This is a genomic window from Spirosoma sp. 209 (assembly GCF_002006735.1).
Classification (GTDB): domain Bacteria; phylum Bacteroidota; class Bacteroidia; order Cytophagales; family Spirosomataceae; genus Spirosoma; species Spirosoma sordidisoli.
Genome location: NZ_MVEC01000003.1, coordinates 77685 through 96228, shown reverse-complemented (window position 1 = coordinate 96228; position 18544 = coordinate 77685). Strand labels below are relative to the sequence as shown.

16 protein-coding genes and 1 tRNA gene are annotated in these 18544 nt (G+C 55.5%); 12 read left to right on the top strand and 5 right to left on the bottom strand.

The features are described from left to right. The first annotated feature begins 30 nt into the window (after positions 1 to 30). The 6 genes from B1C80_RS06110 to B1C80_RS06085 all read left to right on the top strand — a co-directional run bounded on the left by B1C80_RS06110 (position 31) and on the right by B1C80_RS06085 (position 5775). Positions 31 to 1587 (top strand): glycoside hydrolase family 32 protein, encoded by a 1557-nt coding sequence (locus B1C80_RS06110; protein ID WP_077920186.1) that lies wholly within the window; start codon positions 31 to 33, stop codon positions 1585 to 1587. Positions 1588 to 1739: 152 nt separating this feature from the next. Continuing rightward, positions 1740 to 2621 (top strand): ABC transporter permease, encoded by an 882-nt coding sequence (locus B1C80_RS06105; RefSeq protein ID WP_077920185.1) that lies wholly within the window; start codon positions 1740 to 1742, stop codon positions 2619 to 2621. A gap of 15 nt (positions 2622 to 2636) precedes the next feature. Continuing rightward, positions 2637 to 2966 carry a DUF3098 domain-containing protein gene (locus B1C80_RS06100; RefSeq protein WP_077920184.1) on the top strand — a complete coding sequence of 110 codons (330 nt, stop codon included), beginning with the start codon at positions 2637 to 2639 and terminating at the stop codon, positions 2964 to 2966. Positions 2967 to 3103: 137 nt separating this feature from the next. Further along, positions 3104 to 3949 carry an undecaprenyl-diphosphate phosphatase gene (locus tag B1C80_RS06095; RefSeq protein ID WP_077920183.1) on the top strand — a complete coding sequence of 282 codons (846 nt, stop codon included), beginning with the start codon at positions 3104 to 3106 and terminating at the stop codon, positions 3947 to 3949. Between the two features lie 62 nt (positions 3950 to 4011). Continuing rightward, positions 4012 to 4746, top strand: a complete 735-nt coding sequence (truB, locus tag B1C80_RS06090; protein ID WP_139361595.1) for a tRNA pseudouridine(55) synthase TruB — start codon at positions 4012 to 4014, stop codon at positions 4744 to 4746. A gap of 81 nt (positions 4747 to 4827) precedes the next feature. Beyond that, a complete protein-coding gene (locus B1C80_RS06085; RefSeq protein WP_077920181.1) occupies positions 4828 to 5775 on the top strand; it encodes a bifunctional riboflavin kinase/FAD synthetase in 948 nt (315 codons plus the stop codon). A gap of 63 nt (positions 5776 to 5838) precedes the next feature. On the opposite strand, the gene B1C80_RS06080 is transcribed toward B1C80_RS06085, so the two are convergent. Then, complete coding sequence (locus B1C80_RS06080; protein ID WP_236648649.1) at positions 5839 to 6501, bottom strand: hypothetical protein; 663 nt, start codon at positions 6499 to 6501, stop codon at positions 5839 to 5841. Positions 6502 to 6648: 147 nt separating this feature from the next. After that, positions 6649 to 7872 carry an NAD(P)/FAD-dependent oxidoreductase gene (locus B1C80_RS06075; protein ID WP_077920179.1) on the bottom strand — a complete coding sequence of 408 codons (1224 nt, stop codon included), beginning with the start codon at positions 7870 to 7872 and terminating at the stop codon, positions 6649 to 6651. Between the two features lie 105 nt (positions 7873 to 7977). On the opposite strand from B1C80_RS06075, the gene B1C80_RS06070 reads away from it, so the two are divergent. Then, on the top strand, positions 7978 to 9012 hold the full coding sequence (locus B1C80_RS06070; RefSeq protein WP_077920178.1) for a DNA/RNA non-specific endonuclease: 1035 nt from the start codon (positions 7978 to 7980) through the stop codon (positions 9010 to 9012). A 5-nt stretch (positions 9013 to 9017) separates the two neighbouring features. Here B1C80_RS06070 and B1C80_RS06065 read toward each other — a convergent pair whose 3' ends face one another. Beyond that, the gene (locus B1C80_RS06065) at positions 9018 to 10280 is read right to left on the bottom strand and encodes an asparagine synthetase B (RefSeq protein ID WP_077920177.1); all 1263 of its coding nucleotides are present in this window, start codon (positions 10278 to 10280) and stop codon (positions 9018 to 9020) included. Positions 10281 to 10423: 143 nt separating this feature from the next. Between B1C80_RS06065 and B1C80_RS06060 the strand changes: the two genes are divergently transcribed. Beyond that, the gene (locus tag B1C80_RS06060) at positions 10424 to 11671 is read left to right on the top strand and encodes an ABC transporter permease (RefSeq protein ID WP_077920502.1); all 1248 of its coding nucleotides are present in this window, start codon (positions 10424 to 10426) and stop codon (positions 11669 to 11671) included. Between the two features lie 27 nt (positions 11672 to 11698). Here B1C80_RS06060 and B1C80_RS06055 read toward each other — a convergent pair whose 3' ends face one another. Further along, the gene (locus B1C80_RS06055) at positions 11699 to 14434 is read right to left on the bottom strand and encodes a PAS domain-containing protein (protein WP_077920176.1); all 2736 of its coding nucleotides are present in this window, start codon (positions 14432 to 14434) and stop codon (positions 11699 to 11701) included. A 184-nt stretch (positions 14435 to 14618) separates the two neighbouring features. On the opposite strand from B1C80_RS06055, the gene B1C80_RS06050 reads away from it, so the two are divergent. Further along, a tRNA-Leu gene (locus B1C80_RS06050) sits at positions 14619 to 14702 on the top strand. A gap of 200 nt (positions 14703 to 14902) precedes the next feature. Here the strand turns inward: B1C80_RS06050 and B1C80_RS06045 are convergent. Next, positions 14903 to 15193 carry a Crp/Fnr family transcriptional regulator gene (locus B1C80_RS06045; protein ID WP_236648647.1) on the bottom strand — a complete coding sequence of 97 codons (291 nt, stop codon included), beginning with the start codon at positions 15191 to 15193 and terminating at the stop codon, positions 14903 to 14905. 151 nt (positions 15194 to 15344) lie between these two features. Between B1C80_RS06045 and B1C80_RS06040 the strand changes: the two genes are divergently transcribed. From B1C80_RS06040 to B1C80_RS06030, 3 genes are all read left to right on the top strand, one after another. Further along, the gene (locus B1C80_RS06040; protein WP_077920175.1) at positions 15345 to 15914 is read left to right on the top strand and encodes a Crp/Fnr family transcriptional regulator; all 570 of its coding nucleotides are present in this window, start codon (positions 15345 to 15347) and stop codon (positions 15912 to 15914) included. A 310-nt stretch (positions 15915 to 16224) separates the two neighbouring features. After that, the gene (locus B1C80_RS06035; RefSeq protein ID WP_077920174.1) at positions 16225 to 16623 is read left to right on the top strand and encodes a hypothetical protein; all 399 of its coding nucleotides are present in this window, start codon (positions 16225 to 16227) and stop codon (positions 16621 to 16623) included. Between the two features lie 262 nt (positions 16624 to 16885). Beyond that, positions 16886 to 18511 carry an NADP-dependent glyceraldehyde-3-phosphate dehydrogenase gene (locus B1C80_RS06030; RefSeq protein ID WP_077920173.1) on the top strand — a complete coding sequence of 542 codons (1626 nt, stop codon included), beginning with the start codon at positions 16886 to 16888 and terminating at the stop codon, positions 18509 to 18511. Positions 18512 to 18544 lie beyond the last annotated feature (33 nt).

Below are 18544 nucleotides of genomic sequence, written 5' to 3'. Positions count from 1 at the left end.
TGTGCGCAGTAATGTGTTTTACTCCTTATTATGATCCGTGCTTTATGGGCCCTGTGGCTCGGTAGTTTGCTGTCATCAGCGGGGCTGGCGCAGCGAACCGGTACGGATACGACGTACCGACAGGCCTTCCGGCCTCAGTATCATTTTTCGCCCCGCGCCAACTGGATCAACGACCCCAACGGCCTGGTCTATTTCGACGGGGAGTATCACCTGTTTTATCAGTACAATCCATACGGCAGTCGCTGGGGACATATGACCTGGGGACATGCCATCAGCCGCGACCTCGTACACTGGAAGGAGCTGCCTCCCGCTATTCCGGAGGAGGGGTCAACCATGATTTTCTCGGGCAGCTGCGTCGTCGATAAAAATAACACCAGTGGATTCGGCCAGAATGGGGTCATACCGATGGTCGCTGTGTATACGGCTCACCAGACCAACCGCCAGAGCCAGCATATTGCCTACAGCCTGGATCGGGGCCGCACCTGGACCAAGTACATCGCCAACCCCGTCATCGACCTGAACAAGAAAGATTTTCGTGATCCGAAGGTCTTCTGGCACGAGCCTACGCAGCGCTGGGTCATGGTGGTGCTGTTGCCTGCCGAGAAAAAGGCGCTGTTCTATCAGTCGCCTAACCTGAAGCAATGGACCAAATCAGGCGAATTTACCGCTGCCGACAGCCCGGCCACAATCTGGGAATGTCCTGACCTGGTAGAGGTGCCGGTAGACGGTACACTGGAGCGCAAGTGGCTATTGATGCTGTCGATGGGCGGGGGGGCGCCAGCCGGTGGGTCCGGTATGCAGTACTATCTGGGTCGGTTTGACGGAAAGTCGTTCGTCAGCGAGCTGAAACCCGGCGACGTGCGGTACGTAGACTGGGGGAAAGACTATTACGCAGCCATCACGTTTAACAATTTGCCCGTACGAGGCAACCGGGGCGCTATCAGCATTGGCTGGATGAACAACTGGCAGTACGCCAACGACCTGCCCACGGCCCCGTTTCGGGGGGCCATGACGCTGCCCCGCGAGTTGCGGCTCGTTAAACTCCAGAACAGTGGCACACCGGCACGTTACGAACTCCGGCAGCGGCCCATTCAGGAGCTCAAACCGTTACTGGGAGCCCCCTTCCGCTGGACCGGTACCGATGTGGCCCAGCTAAACGAACAGCTCCATACAGCCGGTTCGAGCCTGCCGACAGATACGTACCTGTTAACGCTCGAGCTGGAACCCAAACAGATAAGTCCGGGCGTACGGGTGCAGCTTCGAAAAAACAGCCAGGATGAAACCGAGGCAACGGCCATTGGGTACGATCCGGTCCGGCAGCAGCTGTTCCTGGATCGGAGCCGGTCTGGCCAAACTGGGTTCAGCAAAGATTTTCCGGGTCGCTTCACGGCTCCGCTCAAACCGCAGAACGGTCGGGTGACCCTGCAGGTCTGGGTTGACCGATCATCGGTCGAGATTTTCGCCAACGATGGGCAGGTTACCATGACGAATCAGATATTTCCGGGGCCGTCTGCTACAGGCATAACATTTTTTGGCGACGGTTTACGTTCAGTAATCATACAGCCTATAGAGGGAATATGGCGATGAAAAGCAGGGGTATGCGGCTTCCAGCAGGTCGCCAGACGCTGACCTTACCGCCGAAAGCGGGGACGGAACGCGATAGAAACCCTAAATTTTCTTAAATTAGCCCATTCGCCGGTTGATTCACGTAATTTTGTTTTACCAACACGAACCCCTGAATGGCTCGTAAAAAGAAGAAAGTAGGTACGTACCCCAGTGGCATGATTTTATTTAGTCTGACACTGGCTTTGTTTTTAATTGGTTTTTGCGGGCTGCTGGCCATCCATTCCAAACGATTGGTGACGTACATCCGCGAGAACTACGAGATGCGGGCGTTCTTAGACAAAGATCTCGACTCAACCAAAGTTGCTGCGCTGTTTCGGACATTGTCAGAACGGCCTTATGTGTTGAAAAACAACGGGTCGGCGCAGGTAACGCTGGTTACCAAAGAAGTAGCGGCTAAAGAGTTTATTGCGGAGACGAAAGAAGATTTTTCGAAGTTTCTGGGTGAAAATCCACTGCGCGACAGCTACCGGATAAAGCTCAACGAAGAGTACTTTGACGAGGCTAAACTACAAGGAGTAAAAACTGATCTGGAGCAGATCGACGGCGTATTCGAGGTTGTTTACCAGGAAAACCTGGTCGACAGTATCAACCGTAACATTACCCGGATTTACCTGATCATGTCGGCCTTTGCGCTGGTGCTGCTCGTGATTATCGTGGTGCTGATGAACAATACGATTCGGCTGGCGTTGCATTCTCAGCGGATGCTGATCCGGAGTATGCAGCTGGTCGGAGCAACCAACGGGTTCATTACCCGCCCGTTTTTAGGACGCGGTATCTGGCAGGGTTTTCTGGCAGGGGTCATTGCGGTGGTCCTGCTGCTGATTACGTTGCAGCTCGCCATCCGCAACCTACCCGAGCTGGGTGCTTTTCAGGATTATGAAAAGATGGCCATACTGCTGGCGGGGCTGGTTGGCCTGGGTGTAGTGATTGGCTTTTTGAGTACGTTTCAGGCGGTACATCGGTACCTTGGCCTGACCCTGGATGAGTTGTATTGAGAAGAAAACACGATTATGGCAAAAGATAAGCAACTGGGTTCAACCACGCTGGTGCGTGAAGAGCCCGCCAAAAAAGCACCGGTTGTGGCAACGGCCGCTCCCAAGCCTTTAACCAGCCGGTTTGGCTCGTCAGAACCGGCGCCAACGGCTGCGTTGCCGTTTGGCCGGCGTAACTACATGATCATGCTAGCCGGTATTGGCGTTATTCTGCTGGGATTCTTTATCATGAGCCTTGACAAGGAAGAGTTTGGCTTCGGATTTCTGGGCCTGACCCTGGGGCCCCTGGTCGTCTTCAGTGGCTTTGTGCTCGAGTTCTTTGCTATTCTGGCCCGGCCCCGGAGTTAACCGGAATAGATCGGTATAAATTAGTCCGCCGTAGCGGTTATGCGTGGGTAAAGTTGTAAAGTTGGGTTCACCTCACCCATCTTTGCAGTGTTACAACCGTATGACTGGTACGGCGGACCGTTTTATACCCTCTTTTGATGGATCTGATTCACGCCATTGTCCTGGCCATTATCGAAGGACTCACCGAGTTCCTGCCGGTTTCTTCGACCGGCCACATGATTATCTATTCCTCGCTGGCGGGTATTGCCGGGAATGAATTCACCAAACTCTATACCGTTGATATACAGTTTGGCTGTATCCTGTCGGTGCTGGTGCTGTACCACCGCCGGTTCCTGACCGACACCCGGACGGGCGATATTCCGCTGCCCAACTGGGTGCTGCGGTTTCCGCAAAAGACCCAGCGGCTGGTCGATTTCTACGCGAAAATTCTGATTGCCTTCCTCCCCGCGGCCGTTATCGGCTTTCTGCTCAATGACTTTATCGACTCCCTGCTCGAGAACGTAGTAGTTGTAGCGATTTCGTTACTGGTAGGGGGGATCATCCTGGTCTTCATCGATGACATCATCAGGCGGCAGCCCAAAGACCGTGATGTTACAGCGCCTGATGCGCTCCGGATCGGCTTTTTTCAGTGCATAGCCATGGTTCCGGGCGTATCGAGATCGGCAGCGACGATCATTGGCGGCATGTACCAGGGGCTAACCCGGACGCAGGCGGCTGAATTTTCGTTTTTCCTGGCGGTACCTACCATGGCGGCTGCGTCGGGATACAAACTCCTGAAAAGCTACAAGCTGCTGCAGCCCGACGATTACCAGATTCTGCTGATCGGCAACGGCATTGCGTTCGTGGTTGGATTGATTGCCATTCGCGGGTTTGTCGGGTTCCTGACGCGCTACGGCTTTAAAGTATTTGGCTATTACCGGATTGCGCTCGGCCTGCTGCTGCTGGGCCTCTTAGCTTCCGGCGTAAAGCTCGACGTATTGTAAAATCGACTATGGTCTGTGCGGGGGCAAGCCCCTGTACAAACTCCTTTTTTCTGTCTATTTCTGTGTCACAACCAACGGGGCAATCGCCCGACCCAGGCCAACTGATTCTGATCGACAAACCACTGACGTGGACCTCGTTCGATGTGGCTAATAAACTGAAGTATGCCTGTAAGTTCAGGAAAATTGGGCATGCTGGTACGCTCGATCCGCTGGCTACCGGACTGCTGATTCTCTGCACCGGCAAAATGACCAAGCAAATCGATCAGTATCAGGCGCAGGAGAAAGAATATACCGGTACGCTGGTACTGGGAAAAACCACCCCCTCTGTCGATCTGGAAACTGAGTTCGACGCCGAATTCGATACGACGGGCATCACGCCCGACCAGATTCAGGACGCAGCCCGTCAGCTGACCGGCGATATTTTACAGGTGCCCCCCATCTACTCAGCGGTGCGGGTAGGGGGCGAGCGACTGTACGAAAAAGCCCGGCGGGGCGAAACGACGGAGATCAAGAGCCGCCAGGTTACGGTGCGGCTGTTCGAGACCAACGCCGAGCGTTTTCCGGCCGTCGACTTCCGGATTGTGTGTTCAAAAGGCACGTATATTCGTAGTCTGGTTCGTGATCTGGGGTTGCTGCTTAACAACGGGGCCTACATGAGTGCGCTGCGCCGGACCCGTATCGGTGACTTCCGCATCGAAGAGGCCGAAACGCTCGAAGCCTTTATCGATCGGTATAAATCGTCAGCGGCCGCTAAAGCCGCTGAGCCGCAGTCCGGATCAGATACGGCTACTGACTAACAAAACGGTAAAGCGGACACCGATGGTAGGCTAGCGGTCTTCCGGACAGGGCTTTGCCAATGACAATCAATTTCGAAACGAATGCGTGTTTATCGTGGTCTTGACGACCTTCAGCCGTTGCCCAATGCCGTAGTGACGAGCGGTACGTTCGATGGCGTTCATCGCGGTCACCAGACAATTCTGCAACGGCTTACCGAAGTAGCCCGGACTAGCGATGGTCAATCGGTGCTGATTACTTACTGGCCGCATCCCCGTACGGTAGTGGCCAACGACAGTCAGGATCTTAAGTTGCTGACCACGCTGGATGAGAAGATTACGCTGCTTGAGCAGGCTGGCGTTGATCACCTGGTGGTGATTCCGTTTACGCGATCATTTTCCCAACTAACGTCGGAAGAATATATCCGTCAGATTCTGATCGATAAAATCGGTACCAAAAAGCTGGTTATCGGGTATGATCACCGATTCGGACGCGACCGGGAGGGGGGCTTCGACTACATACGGGCGCACCAGAGCGAATACGGGTTCGAGGTGGAAGAGATACCCCGGCAGGACGTAGAAGCGGTAGGCGTTAGCTCGTCCAAAATCCGGGCGGCTCTCAGCGAAGGAAACGTGCACACGGCGAACCTGTTCCTGGGGCGGCCCTACAGCCTGACCGGCACCATTGTAAAGGGACGTCAGCTGGGCCGGACTATCGGTTTCCCGACGGCTAACATGCAGGTCGATGATCCGGTTAAACTCATTCCGGCCAACGGCGTATACGCGGTCGATGTGCTATACGCCGGGCAGTCGGCCAATGATCAGCTGCTGGGTGGTATGCTCAACATCGGCTTTCGCCCAACCGTAGCCGGAACGAACCAGACGATCGAGACCTACATCTTCGATTTTGAGAAAGATATTTATGGCGAACATCTGACCCTGCGGTTTCGGGAGTTCCTGCGGCCGGAGCAGAAGTTCGATGGGCTGCCGGCGCTGGTCGAGCAGTTGAAGCGCGACGAAGAATCGGCGCGTACCGTACTGGCCGGTCACTAAAAAACCGCTGGTTTCGCTCATGCCCTGATGATGCGAAACCAGCGGTTTTGTTTTATCACATACTTACAGGGCTGTTACTTTGATTTTACTGTAATACAGCGCCTGATCACCCTCGAAGCCAGAGTCGCTGCCCACAAAAACCCATAACTCGCCTTTGTCATTCGTGCGGGCTGTCAGGGGCTGTTCTTTGTTTGTCCGCTGAATGAGCGTGTATTCTTCCACGTCTTTGCCATTGGCCACGTTACCGATCAGTACGGCTGCCGGGCCGGCATCGGACTGCGACCCCTTGTCAACACTGAGTTTATAGAATGTCCCGTCGAGAACTTTCTCCGGTTTTGTGGCCGAAGCGCCGGCTTTCAAAAAGACGCTGCTGCCCGGCGAGCCACCAATGCCGATGCTATTGGCCGGATACCTGGAAGCCAGTTCCACATCGAACTGTAATTTGTAGTCGGTATTGGGACGCAGGCCCGTCAGCTGCTTCCGTACAAACATGAAAATGTCGTCGCTGCGGTTGCGACCGAAGACCCGCAGGGCTTTCTGCGACTGGTCGAGTGGGGCGGGGAGCCCGGCATGCGAGAACGAAAACTCGATCAGCGCCTGCTGTTCGACCGCGTAGTCGGATACGTCGCCATCCCAGCCGTTCTGGCTGGTAGCAAACGCATCGTTGATGAGAACGCCGGTTGTCGGCGCGGGATTTATGGTTGAGTTGTTATCCTGGCAGCTCATGCTCAAGCATGATACCAACGCCAGAACAGACATAGCAAATCGTTTCATGTACTAGTCGATAATGGTAAAAAATCAGGCAACACGTTCCGGAAACGTATAGGTATGACTCGATCGGGATGAACACCGTTGGAACGCCCGTTGTAATTTTTAGACCATACCGATGTGCCGGCCCGCTATGTAGCCTGTTGTCCAGGCGTTTTGGAAATTAAATCCCCCGGTAATTCCGTCGACATTCAGGACTTCGCCCGCAAAAAACAAGCCCGGCTGTGCCCTGCTTTCGAGCGTCTGAAGCGTCAGCGCGTCGAGAGAGATACCTCCGCAGGTGACAAACTCTTCCTTGAATGTGCTCTTGCCCTCTACCCCAAACTGGCTGTTGGTCATCCGCTCGGCCAGGCGGTTGAGTGGCTTGGCGGGTAGGTCGGCCCAGCGCTGTTCGGCAGCAATGTCTGACTGGCTGGCCAGCGCCTGCCAGAGCCGACCCGGTAAGCCGAACGGATTCTGAGAAATAACCTGCTTGCGGCCGTTCTGCTGCCGGAAATTTTGCAGGGCTACCCGAACTGAGTTGTCGTTCAGGTCGGGCGTCCAGTTGATCCGCAGCGTGAACCGGTAGTCCCGCTCGGCCAGCTCGCGGGCCGCCCAGGCCGACAGCCGCAGCACGGCTGGACCGCTGAAGCCCCAGTGGGTCAGCAAAACCGGCCCGCGTTGTTCCTGTCGGGTCTCTACCACATACACTTTGGCATCCGGTACCGAAACTCCCGCCAGCGGCAGCAGGAAACTGCCGGGCGCGTTGAACGTAAAGAGGGAAGGGACCGGCGAAATCAGGGGTTCGTCCTGCTCCGGCAGCCAGTCGTAGGAGGGGCGTTGTGGATACCCGCCCGTAGCCACCAGAACCCGATCGGCCTCCAGGCGTTCGCCGTTCAGAAGGTGTAGTGTCCAACTGCCGCCCGTCGGGTCAAGCGATTCGACACCGCAGCTTGTCCGGACCGAAATGCCCAGTTTTCGGGCCGTGTCGAGCAGGCAGTCAACGATGGTTTCGGACGTATTGGTGGTTGGAAACATCCGCCCGTCTGCTTCGGTTTTCAGGCTGACGCCCCGATTCTCGAACCAGCGCACGGTAGCGGCAGCATCGAAAATAGGCAACAGGGTACGCAGGGGTTTTTCGCCCCGTGGATAGTACCTGACCAGTTGCCGATTGTCGAAGCAGGCGTGGGTTACGTTGCAGCGGCCACCGCCCGAGATGCGTACTTTATTGAGAACGGTACGATTCTTTTCCAGAATAGTGACGGAGGCATCGGGGAAGGTTTCGGCAGCGGTGATGGCTCCGAAAAAACCGGCGGCTCCGCCACCGATAACAACAATACGCAAAGACATACTGGCAAAACAGGGGTTTATCGGTTACGGTTCACAAACGCGTGACAGTCGGTTAACTTGCGCCCGATCTGCCGTAAACCACAAACCGTTCGTAGTTTTACACCTATGCGCTCACCACAAAAATACATGCGTCGGGGCTTCCGGCTACGCGGCAACACCCTCGTGTTGCTGTTCGTCTTTTTTCTGATTGGCTTGTTTCTGCACTACGGCGGTCGTACTCAGCCCGTTGTTGCTTTCTGGAACGATATTCGGCGGATTGTTGGACTCGGCCCGTCAACGACCAGGCAGGAGCGTAACCCCTACAAAGCCCCTGAACCCACCGAAGACGTAGCCAGCGATCGGCCCGAACCCGAAAGTGAAGCCTCTGATGACCGTCGCGACGCGCCTGAACCGGCCGAAAAAGGGACGGCAACCGGTAACGTTCGTTTCGATTTTGAGAAGCAGGTTGATTTTCTGCTGCCAGCCTTCCGCCCCGACGATGCTATTATCCGGCATGACGGGTATGTGCTGCGCTATCGGGAGGCTTACGAGCAGGCCGACTGGGTAGCCTACCCTTTACTGGCGTACGAGATCACCGGCGATGCCGACCGCGACCGGGAGCAGTTTCAGCCCGATCCGCTGGTCGAAACGGGTTCGGCCCTGCCTTCCGACTACACCCGATCCGGCTACGACCGTGGGCACCTGGCTCCGGCGGGTGATTTTAAGTTCTCCCAGCGCATGACCCGCGAATCGTTTTACATGAGTAACATCAGCCCGCAGGCTCCGCAGTTCAACCGGGGCATCTGGCGTGAACTGGAGGAACTGGTCCGCAAGTGGGCCGTCCGCGATAACGGGTTGTACGTCATCACCGGCCCCGTACTCAAATCCGGATTGCCCACCATTGGCCGGCAAAACGAAGTCAGCGTACCGGAGCAGTATTATAAGGTGCTTCTGTACTGCAACAAGCCCGATATTCGGATGATTGGCTTTTTGTTACGCAACGAGCCATCCGACCAGTCGCTACGGTCGTTTGTTGTACCCGTCGATCAGATCGAGCGCATTACCGGCATCGATTTTTTTCCGAAACTACCCGATGACCTGGAGCGTCGGCTGGAGAGCCAGGGGCGCGACGAGACAACGGCGGCCTGGTTCAGCTATTAGCCGATCTAGGTCTTTTGCTTCTTTTTCTTGGCCGCCGGGAAAAGAATATTGTTCAGGATGAGCCGGTAGCCGGCCGAGTTGGGGTGCAGGTTCAGGTCGGTGGGCTCTTCGCCGATCTCGTGGCGGTAATCTTCGGGGTCGTGGCCACCATAGAAGGTAAAGAACCCTCTGCCGTAGGGGCTGTGAATGTAGCGGGCTTCACCGGCCGAGCGGTTCTCGGCCATGATGATGACCTCGGGCTTGATCAGGTTTTTCTTGAAGGCCGTCGTCTGTCCCATAAATCCTTTGATGACGTTCAGGTGATTCTGCGTCAGCATAGTTGGGATTGGGTCGTACTTGGCCGAAAACTGGAACAAGGTGAAGTAGTCGTTGTGCTCGCTCAGGCCGCGCTCTTCGGGCTGGTTGTCGATATTCGAGAACTCGATCAGGTACGGGTTGGTGTAAACCTGAAAGTTGCGGAAGGCAAACGTCTGCGAAAAGTCAAGCTTGTTGTTGGCGTTCGGGTCGGCGGGGTCACCGTCGTAGAAACTCTCAACGATATCTGTATTCTGCGACGCCAGCGCGATATCGTAGGTGTCGGTAGCGTTACACATGGCGAACACATAGCCGCCACCCAGGACGAAATCACGGATTTTCTGCGTAACGGCCCGTTTCAGCTGAGGTACTTTAGTAAAGCCGTATTTGCGGGTAATGGCTTCCGCTTCCTGTTTCTGGGCAATGTACCACGGCTGGTCTTTGAAGTGGAAAAATTTGCCGAACTGGCCCGTAAAGTCTTCGTGGTGCAGGTGAAGCCAGTCGTACTCGGGTAGTTTCTCGTTCATGACCTCTTCGTCGAACACCACGTCGTACGGAATTTCGGCATAGGTCATCACCATCGTTACGGCATCGTCCCAGGGTTGTTTCGTTTTGGGAGAATACACCGCCACTTTGGGTGGTTTCTGGAGCTTGACCGCGTCCATATTCGCATCCGGAGCGGCTACCTCGGCCAGAATCTGACCCGCCTGGGCTTCGGAAATAATATCATAGCTAACCCCCCGGATAACCATTTCATTGATGAACGCCTGGCTTTGGGGCATCATGAACGAGCCACCCCGATAATTCAGCAGCCAGTCGATCTCGGTATCGTGCGTTTTCAGTACCCAGTATGCGATCCCATAGGCTTTCAAGTGATTCTTCTGGCCCTCATCCATGGGAATCAGAATGCGGGAAGCCCAGGTCCGACCCGTTAGTGACAGAATTAGGATAAGCGGTAACAGCAGCCGTTTCATTGGTTTCCCCGTTCAGATTGTACGACGTAGTTTTGTAATAACGAAAGATAAGCAATTATTGTGCGAAAAAAGCGCCGTGCGCCGGGCATAGATAGTCTGGTACTACGTTTGCCCGTCAGGCTTGTCACCCCTTGTTTCTGGCTATGAACTTAATCGAAAACATTCGTGAAGGACTGCGGTCGATTGCGGGAAACCGCCTTCGCACCATCCTGACGTCGCTCATCATTGCCATCGGTATTACATCGCTGGTAGGTATCCTGACCGCTATTGACGGTATTCAGAATTCGGTCAACAGCAGTTTCGAGGGGCTGGGTGCCAATACGTTCAGCATCGTGGCCCGGCAGGACGCCTTCCGGCGGGGTGGCCGGGTGCAGAAACAGGACGAACCTATCGATTATTTCGATGCCATCCAGTTCAAACGCCGGTTTTCGCTGGGAACAACCATTGCTGTGTCGACGGTCGTGAACGGAGCGGCTCAGGCTAAGTTCGGCTCACGAAAAACGAACCCTAACGTTCAGTTGACGGGGGGCGATGAGGCCTACCTGGCCGTTAAAGGCTTCTCCCTGCTGAGCGGCCGTAACCTTACGCAGAACGACCTCGAATACGGACTCAACGTAGCCGTAATCGGCAGCGAGGTAGCCGCTACGCTGTTCGAGAAAAAAATAAACCCGCTCAATCAGGCCATTCGGGTATCGGGTAGCCAGTACAAGGTGGTTGGCGTACTGGCCAAGAAAGGCGGTTTTACGGGCGGGGGCGACGATCGGATCATTCTGATTCCGCTCGACAACGCCCGAGCTTTGGCCGGTAGCCAGAAGCTATCGTTCGATATTACCGCTTCGGCGCCGAGCGTGGCCGACCAGGATGAGGCCATCGGCGAAGCGCAGGGGGTTATGCGGCTCGTGCGGCATGACCAGCTCGGAAAACCGGATTCCTTCGAAATTCAGCGGGCCGACGACCTGGCTAAAGAAACCGAGAACATCACCGGGTATCTGCGTATTGGTGGCTTCGGCATTGGCTTCATCACCCTGCTGGGCGCGTCGATAGCGCTGCTGAACATCATGCTCGTCTCCGTAACCGAACGCACCCGCGAAATCGGGATTCGCAAGTCGCTGGGAGCCACCCCCAAACGAATTCGCGAGCAGTTCCTGATCGAAGCCATTGTTATCTGTATTCTGGGCGGACTGGGTGGCGTTGTGCTAGGCCTCGGCATTGGCAACCTTATTGCCTTGGTCATCAGCCAGGGTGAAGGTGGCGAAGGTGGCTTCGTTGTGCCCTGGGCCTGGATGGTGCTGGGCCTGGTCGTTTGCATAGGCGTTGGGCTTTTTGCCGGTATTTACCCGGCCGTGCGGGCCTCGAAGCTGGACCCGATCGAAGCGTTGCGCTACGAATAATCACGTCGTTACAGAAACGGGAATTCCCTACAGATCAACCGGCAGGTAAACGGTAAACGTGGCTCCCTGTCCGGGCTGACTGTGCGCAGCGATTGTACCCTGATGATTTTCGGCTACCTTCCGGCAAACGGCCAGGCCAATACCCGTACCGGCGTATTCGCTCCGGCCGTGCAGGCGCTCGAACAACTGAAAAATACGTTCCTGATACTGCTCGTCGAAGCCGATGCCGTTATCGCTGACCACTATGGCTATCCAGCTGTGCTGCGTACGGTTCTGAACCGCAACCGGAACGTCGTCGGGCCCGACCGGCTGGGCGGTGATCGAAATAACGGGGCCAAGGCCGGGCCGGGCAAATTTCAGCGCATTGCCGATCAGATTCTGAAAGAGCTGGCGAAGCTGAATGGCGTTGCCGTTGAGGACCGGGAGGGGTTGTCCGCTGCCGTTGTTACTAATGACCTGGGCGTTCTTTTCGGCAATCGTTAGCTCGAAATCACTGATCACCTCGGCAATCAGCGCAGTCAGATCAACCCGTTTGAACGGCTCCTGCTGGGTCGCCAGCCGCGAGTAGGTAAGCAGGTCACGAATCAGCAGACTCATACGGCTGGCTGCCGACTGCATCCGAAGCAGTAAATCCTGGGCTTCGTCAGAAAGCGACCGGCTGAACTGGTTCATCAGCACATCGCCAAACGACTGAATTTTGCGAAGGGGCTCCTGCAGGTCATGGCTGGCCACGTAGGCAAACTGTTCCAGGTTGCTGTTGGACCGGCGCAGATCGATAACCAGCTGTTCGGCGCGTTGCAAGGTTTGCCGGAGCAGGGTTTGATCATTGATAGCGACCACAATACCATCGTCCTGCCTGACGACCGAAAAATCGAACCAGCCTACCATAGGCGCTTCGGACAGATGCTGCTCGAACTGCTGGGGTAAGCCCGTTTCATAAACCGCTACATACCGGTCGAAAATACCCGCCGACTGGAGGCCGGGAATGACTTCGAGCACCGTTCGGGACGTGGTTTCGGCGACGGGGTGGCCCAGAATGCGGGCGCTGGCTTCGTTCTGGATGACGTACCGGAAATCAATAATAGCGCCCTGATCGCTTCGGATGGGTTCCAGCAGGACAATGGGCAACTGGCAGCTGTCCAACACACTCTGAAGCGTGGCCGCATGCTGTTTGGCCTGAATCTCGACGCGCTTCTGATCGTTGGTAATCGCGTAGATCGAAATGATCCGATTTTCATCGAGCCGCGTTACCCAGTTATCCATGTAGTTATCGAACCCTTCGGCGGTGTAGTGTACCTCAAATCGCTGGGGCTTTCCGGTGCGGGCTACCTCCTGATAAGCGGTCCAGTATTTGGTTTCCCGAACGCCCGGAAACAGCGAAAGAATAGTGTTGCCGATCATTTCCTGCTTCGTACGGCCCGTGTCGTGCAGAATGGTCTGGCTGACGTGTACATAGCGCAGGTCAACCATAGCACCCGTCTCATCACGAACCAGGTCGAGGATAGACAGTCCGTTGGTGATGCTACAGAGTACCCCGTTGAAAAGCCGGGCCTGCTCATCGATTTGCTGCCGGGCGAGCTGCGCCTGGGTGATGTCGTTGAAGGTAGCTACCAGCCCATCGCCAAGCTTATTGATCGTTACATCGAACCACTGCTGGGTGGGTATATCAAAATACTGTCCCTGGTAGGTCTGGCCCGTCTGGTAAACCCGGTTGTAGCGTTTCCAGAGGCCGGTCTCGCGGGTGGCGGGCCTGATCTCGGTCAGTAATTGGCCAACGGCGCCGGCCACCTCCAGACCAAACATCCGCCTGGCACTCTGGTTGGTAAGCAACAGTCGGAAATCGGCAGGCTGATGGGCCTGATCATGAACGGCCTCAAATACGATAATGCCGCTTTCGGAGGTGCGCAGTACACCATTCAGCAGCTCGTTTTTCTGTTGCAGCGCCAGGGCATCCTGCCGGGCCTGGGTTACGTCGTTGAACAGGACGATCAGATGCTCCTGGTCCATCCGGGTAGCCGTGATCTCAAGGGTTCGGGCCAGAGGAGGGTGGTAAAACTCCACATGGAATGGCTCGCCAGTGCTTATAACAGCCTGATAGGCAGTCATGAGCCCTGAGGTCCTGAAGGTGGGGTTCAGTTCGCTGATGCGTCGGCTCAGCGCCAGCTCTTCGGTATGGCCGCCCATAGCCAGGGCGGTGGGGTTGATCAAAATAGCCTGAAAATCGATGATATCGCCGGTTTCGTCTCGGATGGCCTGTTCAACGGTAATCCCAATTGGGGATGTATCCAGTACCGACCGGATCAGCCGCTGTTGCTGAAGCGCCTGGTCGGCCCCGCGCCGGAGTGACTCGTTCTGTTCGGCCAGTTGCTGCTCGGCCTGCTTGAGGGCGTCGATATCGCGGATGATGGTAAAAAAGCCGTTTCCCAGCGGCCTGTTCTCGAAGGCAAACCAGCGATTGCTGATCGGAATCAGTTCTTCGTAATCATAGGCCGTTTGGTTCTCGACCACCTGCCTCAATGAATCGGCCTGGATGCGGAGATAAGGAGACCGCTGAAAGAGCAGCTGCTGGGTCATCTGCTCGGGCGTATGCCCTTTGATGGCCAGTGCCTGCGGATTATAAAAGAGGGTTTGGTAATCCATAATCAGTCCGTCGGCATCCCGAACGGCTTCGTAAGCTATGACACCATGAGGCAATCCGGCGAATAGTTCGGCCAGCAGCGGGGGGGAAGGGAAGCTGATAGACGTTGAGGAGGAGGTATACATGGTAACGTACTGACTAAGGGCTGTAAAGCTAATCAAATCAGCATCATATAATCTATAGGTACGCAGCCATTTCTGGAGTCTCCCGGGCAGAATCAGGGATTTATTTGCAAAGATGAACGTAGCCCCCTACTTTTGTGCCCACGTTTGACAAACGCATCCTGCCCCGGCAGGAACGATTCCAGACGCCGGGATGGCGGAATCGGTAGACGCGATGGTCTCAAACACCATTGTCTGCAAGGACATGCCGGTTCGAGTCCGGCTCCCGGTACATGTAAAAGGTCATAATTTGCTCACTTCAGCAGGTTATGACCTTATTTTTTGCTCTCCGGGGTATAGCCGGTCTCTGCTTTTCCCCTGTCCTCTGCGAATGGATGGCTGATTCCAGTCGGTACGGTAACTGGACCCGCAATGGACAGCCCACGCCGACAAATTCCGGTTGCCCATGTTCGTGGCTCCGTTGATGGATGATCATCGTGGCCGGGCTGAGGGTGGGCTCGTCCGGCGGTAAGCTAAGTCGGCCCACCAGCCTTCAACGCACAGGTTCAGTACGTGTTCGTTTCCTTTGTCGTCGACCGTGTATTGACGGGTGGCTCCCTTAACGATAAAGGCGATGCATTTGCAGACTTCACCCTCCTGAAGCAGAAATTGCCTTTTTCGCAACTTTTTAGGAATAAACGCTTCGCCGATCAGGCTGATATCCTGTTCGGAGAGCGTACTGGACGATCGCTCCTGAATATAGTGAATGAGCGAGGATAACATAGAGGTGGCTCAGTAATCGGTTTGCGTGGCGTCAACAGGTTGATGCATGAAATTAGGCCAGGTCGCTATTCGCTGCGGTTGTCAGGCTGACTAGCTGGTAAGCGCACAACTCGTATCTTTAGTTCGCCACCTTCATACCTGCCACCCAGCCATGGTCGACCCGCTCGAAGCCTACATCCGCGCCCGCATCAGCCCCAACGACACGCAGCTGACCGATGTGCTGTCGGCTTTCGTAACCCGAAAAGTACGGCGGGGGGAGATGTTATTACAGGCCGGTGAGGTGTGTCAGTACTGCTATTTTGTAGCCAAAGGCTGTATCCAGGTGTTTGTCAGCACCAACGGCGGCACCGAAACGAGCCGTGACTTTGTCTTCGAGAACAACTGGCTGACCGATATCTACGGTTTTGCCAATCAGCAAGCCTCCCAGGAATTTTTCCGGGCCGTTGAGCCAACGGTGGTCAGGGCTATTCACCGCGATCAATTCGGGCGAATGCAGCAGCAGGTGCCCCAGTTCGAGCAGATCTACCGGCAAATTCTGGAGCAGTCCTACGCCACTACCGTCTATCGGGTCAATACATTCATGGCACTCGATGCGCTGGATCGCGTTCGGTGGCTGATGCAGCACCAGCCCCGCATCCTATCCCGGCTTTCCAATAAACTGGTGGCGTCGTACCTCGGCATCTCGCCCGAAACCCTCAGCCGACTTAAAGCCAGGCTCTGAAACGTTGACAAAAGTCAAGAGTGGGGCGGTGGCTGGCCAGCACCTTTGCAGGGGCAACAGGACCAGAAACCGCCACTGCCATGAACCAGGATCTACGTTTATACCACCACAATAGGGGCCAGGGCCTGTACCACAGTGCGTGCTCACCGATCGGCAGCACGCCACACCCGGTCGACAGCCGTGAACTCCACGATCTTGTACGATTGAACCGGAGTTACCCCAGGCCCACGTACCTAGCGGGCCGGACGGTTGGCTCTGACTATCCAGCCCGGTATGCTCTGTTCGCTTTACTCTCCAAACAACCATAATCATGAACAAATTAATTGGCCTTGGGCGGTGGCTATTTGTGCTGCCGTTTAGTATGTACGTTCTGCTTCATTTTGGGAAAGCGGATGTTGGTGCGTCTTTCGTTCCGGTCTGGCTACCGTTTCCTGTTCTCTGGAATTACGCCACCGGAGTTTGTGTACTGCTGTTCATCATCAGTTGCGTATGGGGTCGCTATGATAAACTTGCCTCGTTACTGATGGCGCTGTACGTGTTTCTGATGATTATTCTGGTCCATGTTCCGCGAGCCGCCACCAGCGAAAACGACCTGCTCAACGTGTTTCGCAACACCATCGTTGTGGGTGGATTACTGATGTACGCGGGTGCTTATGCCAAAGACAGGCGACTCGCATTCAGCAGGCCGAAAGCGGCTGCCATTCAGTAACAGTCAGGCCCGTCAGGAGACAGTCTCCTGACGGGCCTGACCCATGCATTGGTTTAATTACACTAAATCTGCAGGGGCGGCACCAGCCATCAACGTAAATAACGCATATGAGGTATTGATGTAAACAAGCCAGGGTTAACGGAAATAGAGTCAACAAATAGGTTTAGCGGATAAGGGTTGTAATTCGATGGTTGAATGGTGAAGTTTACGCCCGTTCTTCCTTTTGTAGTTCTGTGCAACCTGTTTAACCGTAAAACGTAACATGGCATCCTCTTCCTTGCGTACCCTGTTTCCCGCCGATTCGTCACAGATTCCGGCTGACTTCCACATCGAACCCATCCACCAGCGCGAGTACCTGCTGAACGGAGAAATGCGCCCCTGGACGGGCAACGTGTCAGAGGTGTATTCGCCGGTTTGTATTCCCGACGAAAACGGCACGCTGCAACGTCAGCTTGTAGGCAGCTTTCCCGTGGCTGGCCCCAAAGAAGCCCTGGAAGCGCTGGAGGCCGCTGTAGCTGCCTACGATAACGGCCGGGGCGAGTGGCCACAGATGGCAGTAGCCCAGCGCATTGCCTGTATGGAAACCTTTATCGGGAAAATGCTGGAGCAGCGCAGCCTGGTGATCAACCTGATTATGTGGGAGATCGGTAAAAACCTGGCCGACGCCACCAAAGAATTCGACCGGACGGTGAAGTACATCTACGACACCATCGACACGCTGAAAAATATGGACCGCAACTCATCGCGATTCCGTATCGAAGAAGGCATTATCGGGCAGATCCGGCGGTCGCCCCTCGGGGTTGTGCTGGCTATGGGGCCGTTCAATTACCCGCTAAACGAGACCTATACCACGCTCATTCCAGCTATTCTGATGGGCAATACGATCCTGTTCAAAACGCCGAAACATGGCTCGTTGCTGCACTACCCGCTGCTGGAGGCCTTCCGGACCAGTTTCCCCAAAGGAGTCGTTAACTCGCTCTACGGCCGCGGAGCCGATGTGGTGCCGCCCGTTATGCAGTCGGGGAAGGTGAACGTGCTCACGTTGATCGGTTCCAGCCGCGTTGCCGACGAATTGCAGCGGCAGCACCCCAAGCTGAACCGCCTTCGGTCAATCATGAGTCTGGACGCCAAAAATGCCGCTATTATTCTGCCCGATGCCGATCTCGATGTGGCCGTGAAAGAATGTCTGCTTGGCACCCTGTCTTTTAACGGGCAGCGCTGTACGGCCATCAAGATCATCTGGGCGCATCGGTCGGTTGCCGACGAATTCCTGAAACGCTTCAACCCGGAAGTGAGTAATCTACAGCCCGGTATGCCCTGGGCCAGCGGGGTGCAGATTACGCCCCTGCCCGAGCCCAACAAAACCCGCTATCTGGCCGATATCATAGCCGATGCCGAAGCGGGTGGAGCTTCGATCGTGAACGAAGGAGGAGGGGAAACGGAAGCGTCGCTGTTTCGGCCGGCGGTAGTCTATCCCGTTCGTGAGGGTATGCGTCTGTACCGCGAGGAGCAGTTCGGCCCCGTTATTCCGGTCGTTGTCTACGACGATGAGGAAGAGTTTATCCAGTACCTGATCACGGACGATCACGGTATGCAGGCCAGCATTTTCGGGACCGACCCCGAAGCTATTGCCCGCCTGATCGACCCGCTGGTTAACCTCGTAAGCCGTGTCAACATAAACGCCCAGTGCCAGCGCGGCCCCGACACCTTCCCGTTCACCGGGCGGAAAGATTCGGCCGAGGGAACCCTGTCCGTTGAGGATGCCCTGCGCTCGTTCTCGATCCGGTCGGCCGTGGCAACCAAAGATACCGGCTCCAACAAGCATATCCTGAATGAAATAGTAGGTGGACACAAGTCCGAGTTTCTCAGTACCAACTTTATATTCTGATCCGAACGGATTGGTTTTCTGAACCGGAAAGAC

Coding starts and splice junctions, on each gene's coding strand:
- B1C80_RS06030 (WP_077920173.1), top strand. CDS start 16,886: ATGGCATCCTCTTCCTTGCGTACCCTGTTTCCCGCCGATTCGTCACAG.
- B1C80_RS06110 (WP_077920186.1), top strand. CDS start 31: ATGATCCGTGCTTTATGGGCCCTGTGGCTCGGTAGTTTGCTGTCATCA.
- B1C80_RS06080 (WP_236648649.1), bottom strand. CDS start 6,501: ATGAGCTGCCAGGATAACAACTCAACCATAAATCCCGCGCCGACAACC.
- B1C80_RS06055 (WP_077920176.1), bottom strand. CDS start 14,434: ATGTATACCTCCTCCTCAACGTCTATCAGCTTCCCTTCCCCCCCGCTG.
- B1C80_RS06035 (WP_077920174.1), top strand. CDS start 16,225: ATGAACAAATTAATTGGCCTTGGGCGGTGGCTATTTGTGCTGCCGTTT.
- B1C80_RS06095 (WP_077920183.1), top strand. CDS start 3,104: ATGGATCTGATTCACGCCATTGTCCTGGCCATTATCGAAGGACTCACC.
- B1C80_RS06070 (WP_077920178.1), top strand. CDS start 7,978: ATGCGCTCACCACAAAAATACATGCGTCGGGGCTTCCGGCTACGCGGC.
- B1C80_RS06045 (WP_236648647.1), bottom strand. CDS start 15,193: ATGTTATCCTCGCTCATTCACTATATTCAGGAGCGATCGTCCAGTACG.
- B1C80_RS06085 (WP_077920181.1), top strand. CDS start 4,828: ATGCGTGTTTATCGTGGTCTTGACGACCTTCAGCCGTTGCCCAATGCC.
- B1C80_RS06105 (WP_077920185.1), top strand. CDS start 1,740: ATGGCTCGTAAAAAGAAGAAAGTAGGTACGTACCCCAGTGGCATGATT.
- B1C80_RS06075 (WP_077920179.1), bottom strand. CDS start 7,872: ATGTCTTTGCGTATTGTTGTTATCGGTGGCGGAGCCGCCGGTTTTTTC.
- B1C80_RS06060 (WP_077920502.1), top strand. CDS start 10,424: ATGAACTTAATCGAAAACATTCGTGAAGGACTGCGGTCGATTGCGGGA.
- B1C80_RS06065 (WP_077920177.1), bottom strand. CDS start 10,280: ATGAAACGGCTGCTGTTACCGCTTATCCTAATTCTGTCACTAACGGGT.
- B1C80_RS06040 (WP_077920175.1), top strand. CDS start 15,345: ATGGTCGACCCGCTCGAAGCCTACATCCGCGCCCGCATCAGCCCCAAC.
- B1C80_RS06100 (WP_077920184.1), top strand. CDS start 2,637: ATGGCAAAAGATAAGCAACTGGGTTCAACCACGCTGGTGCGTGAAGAG.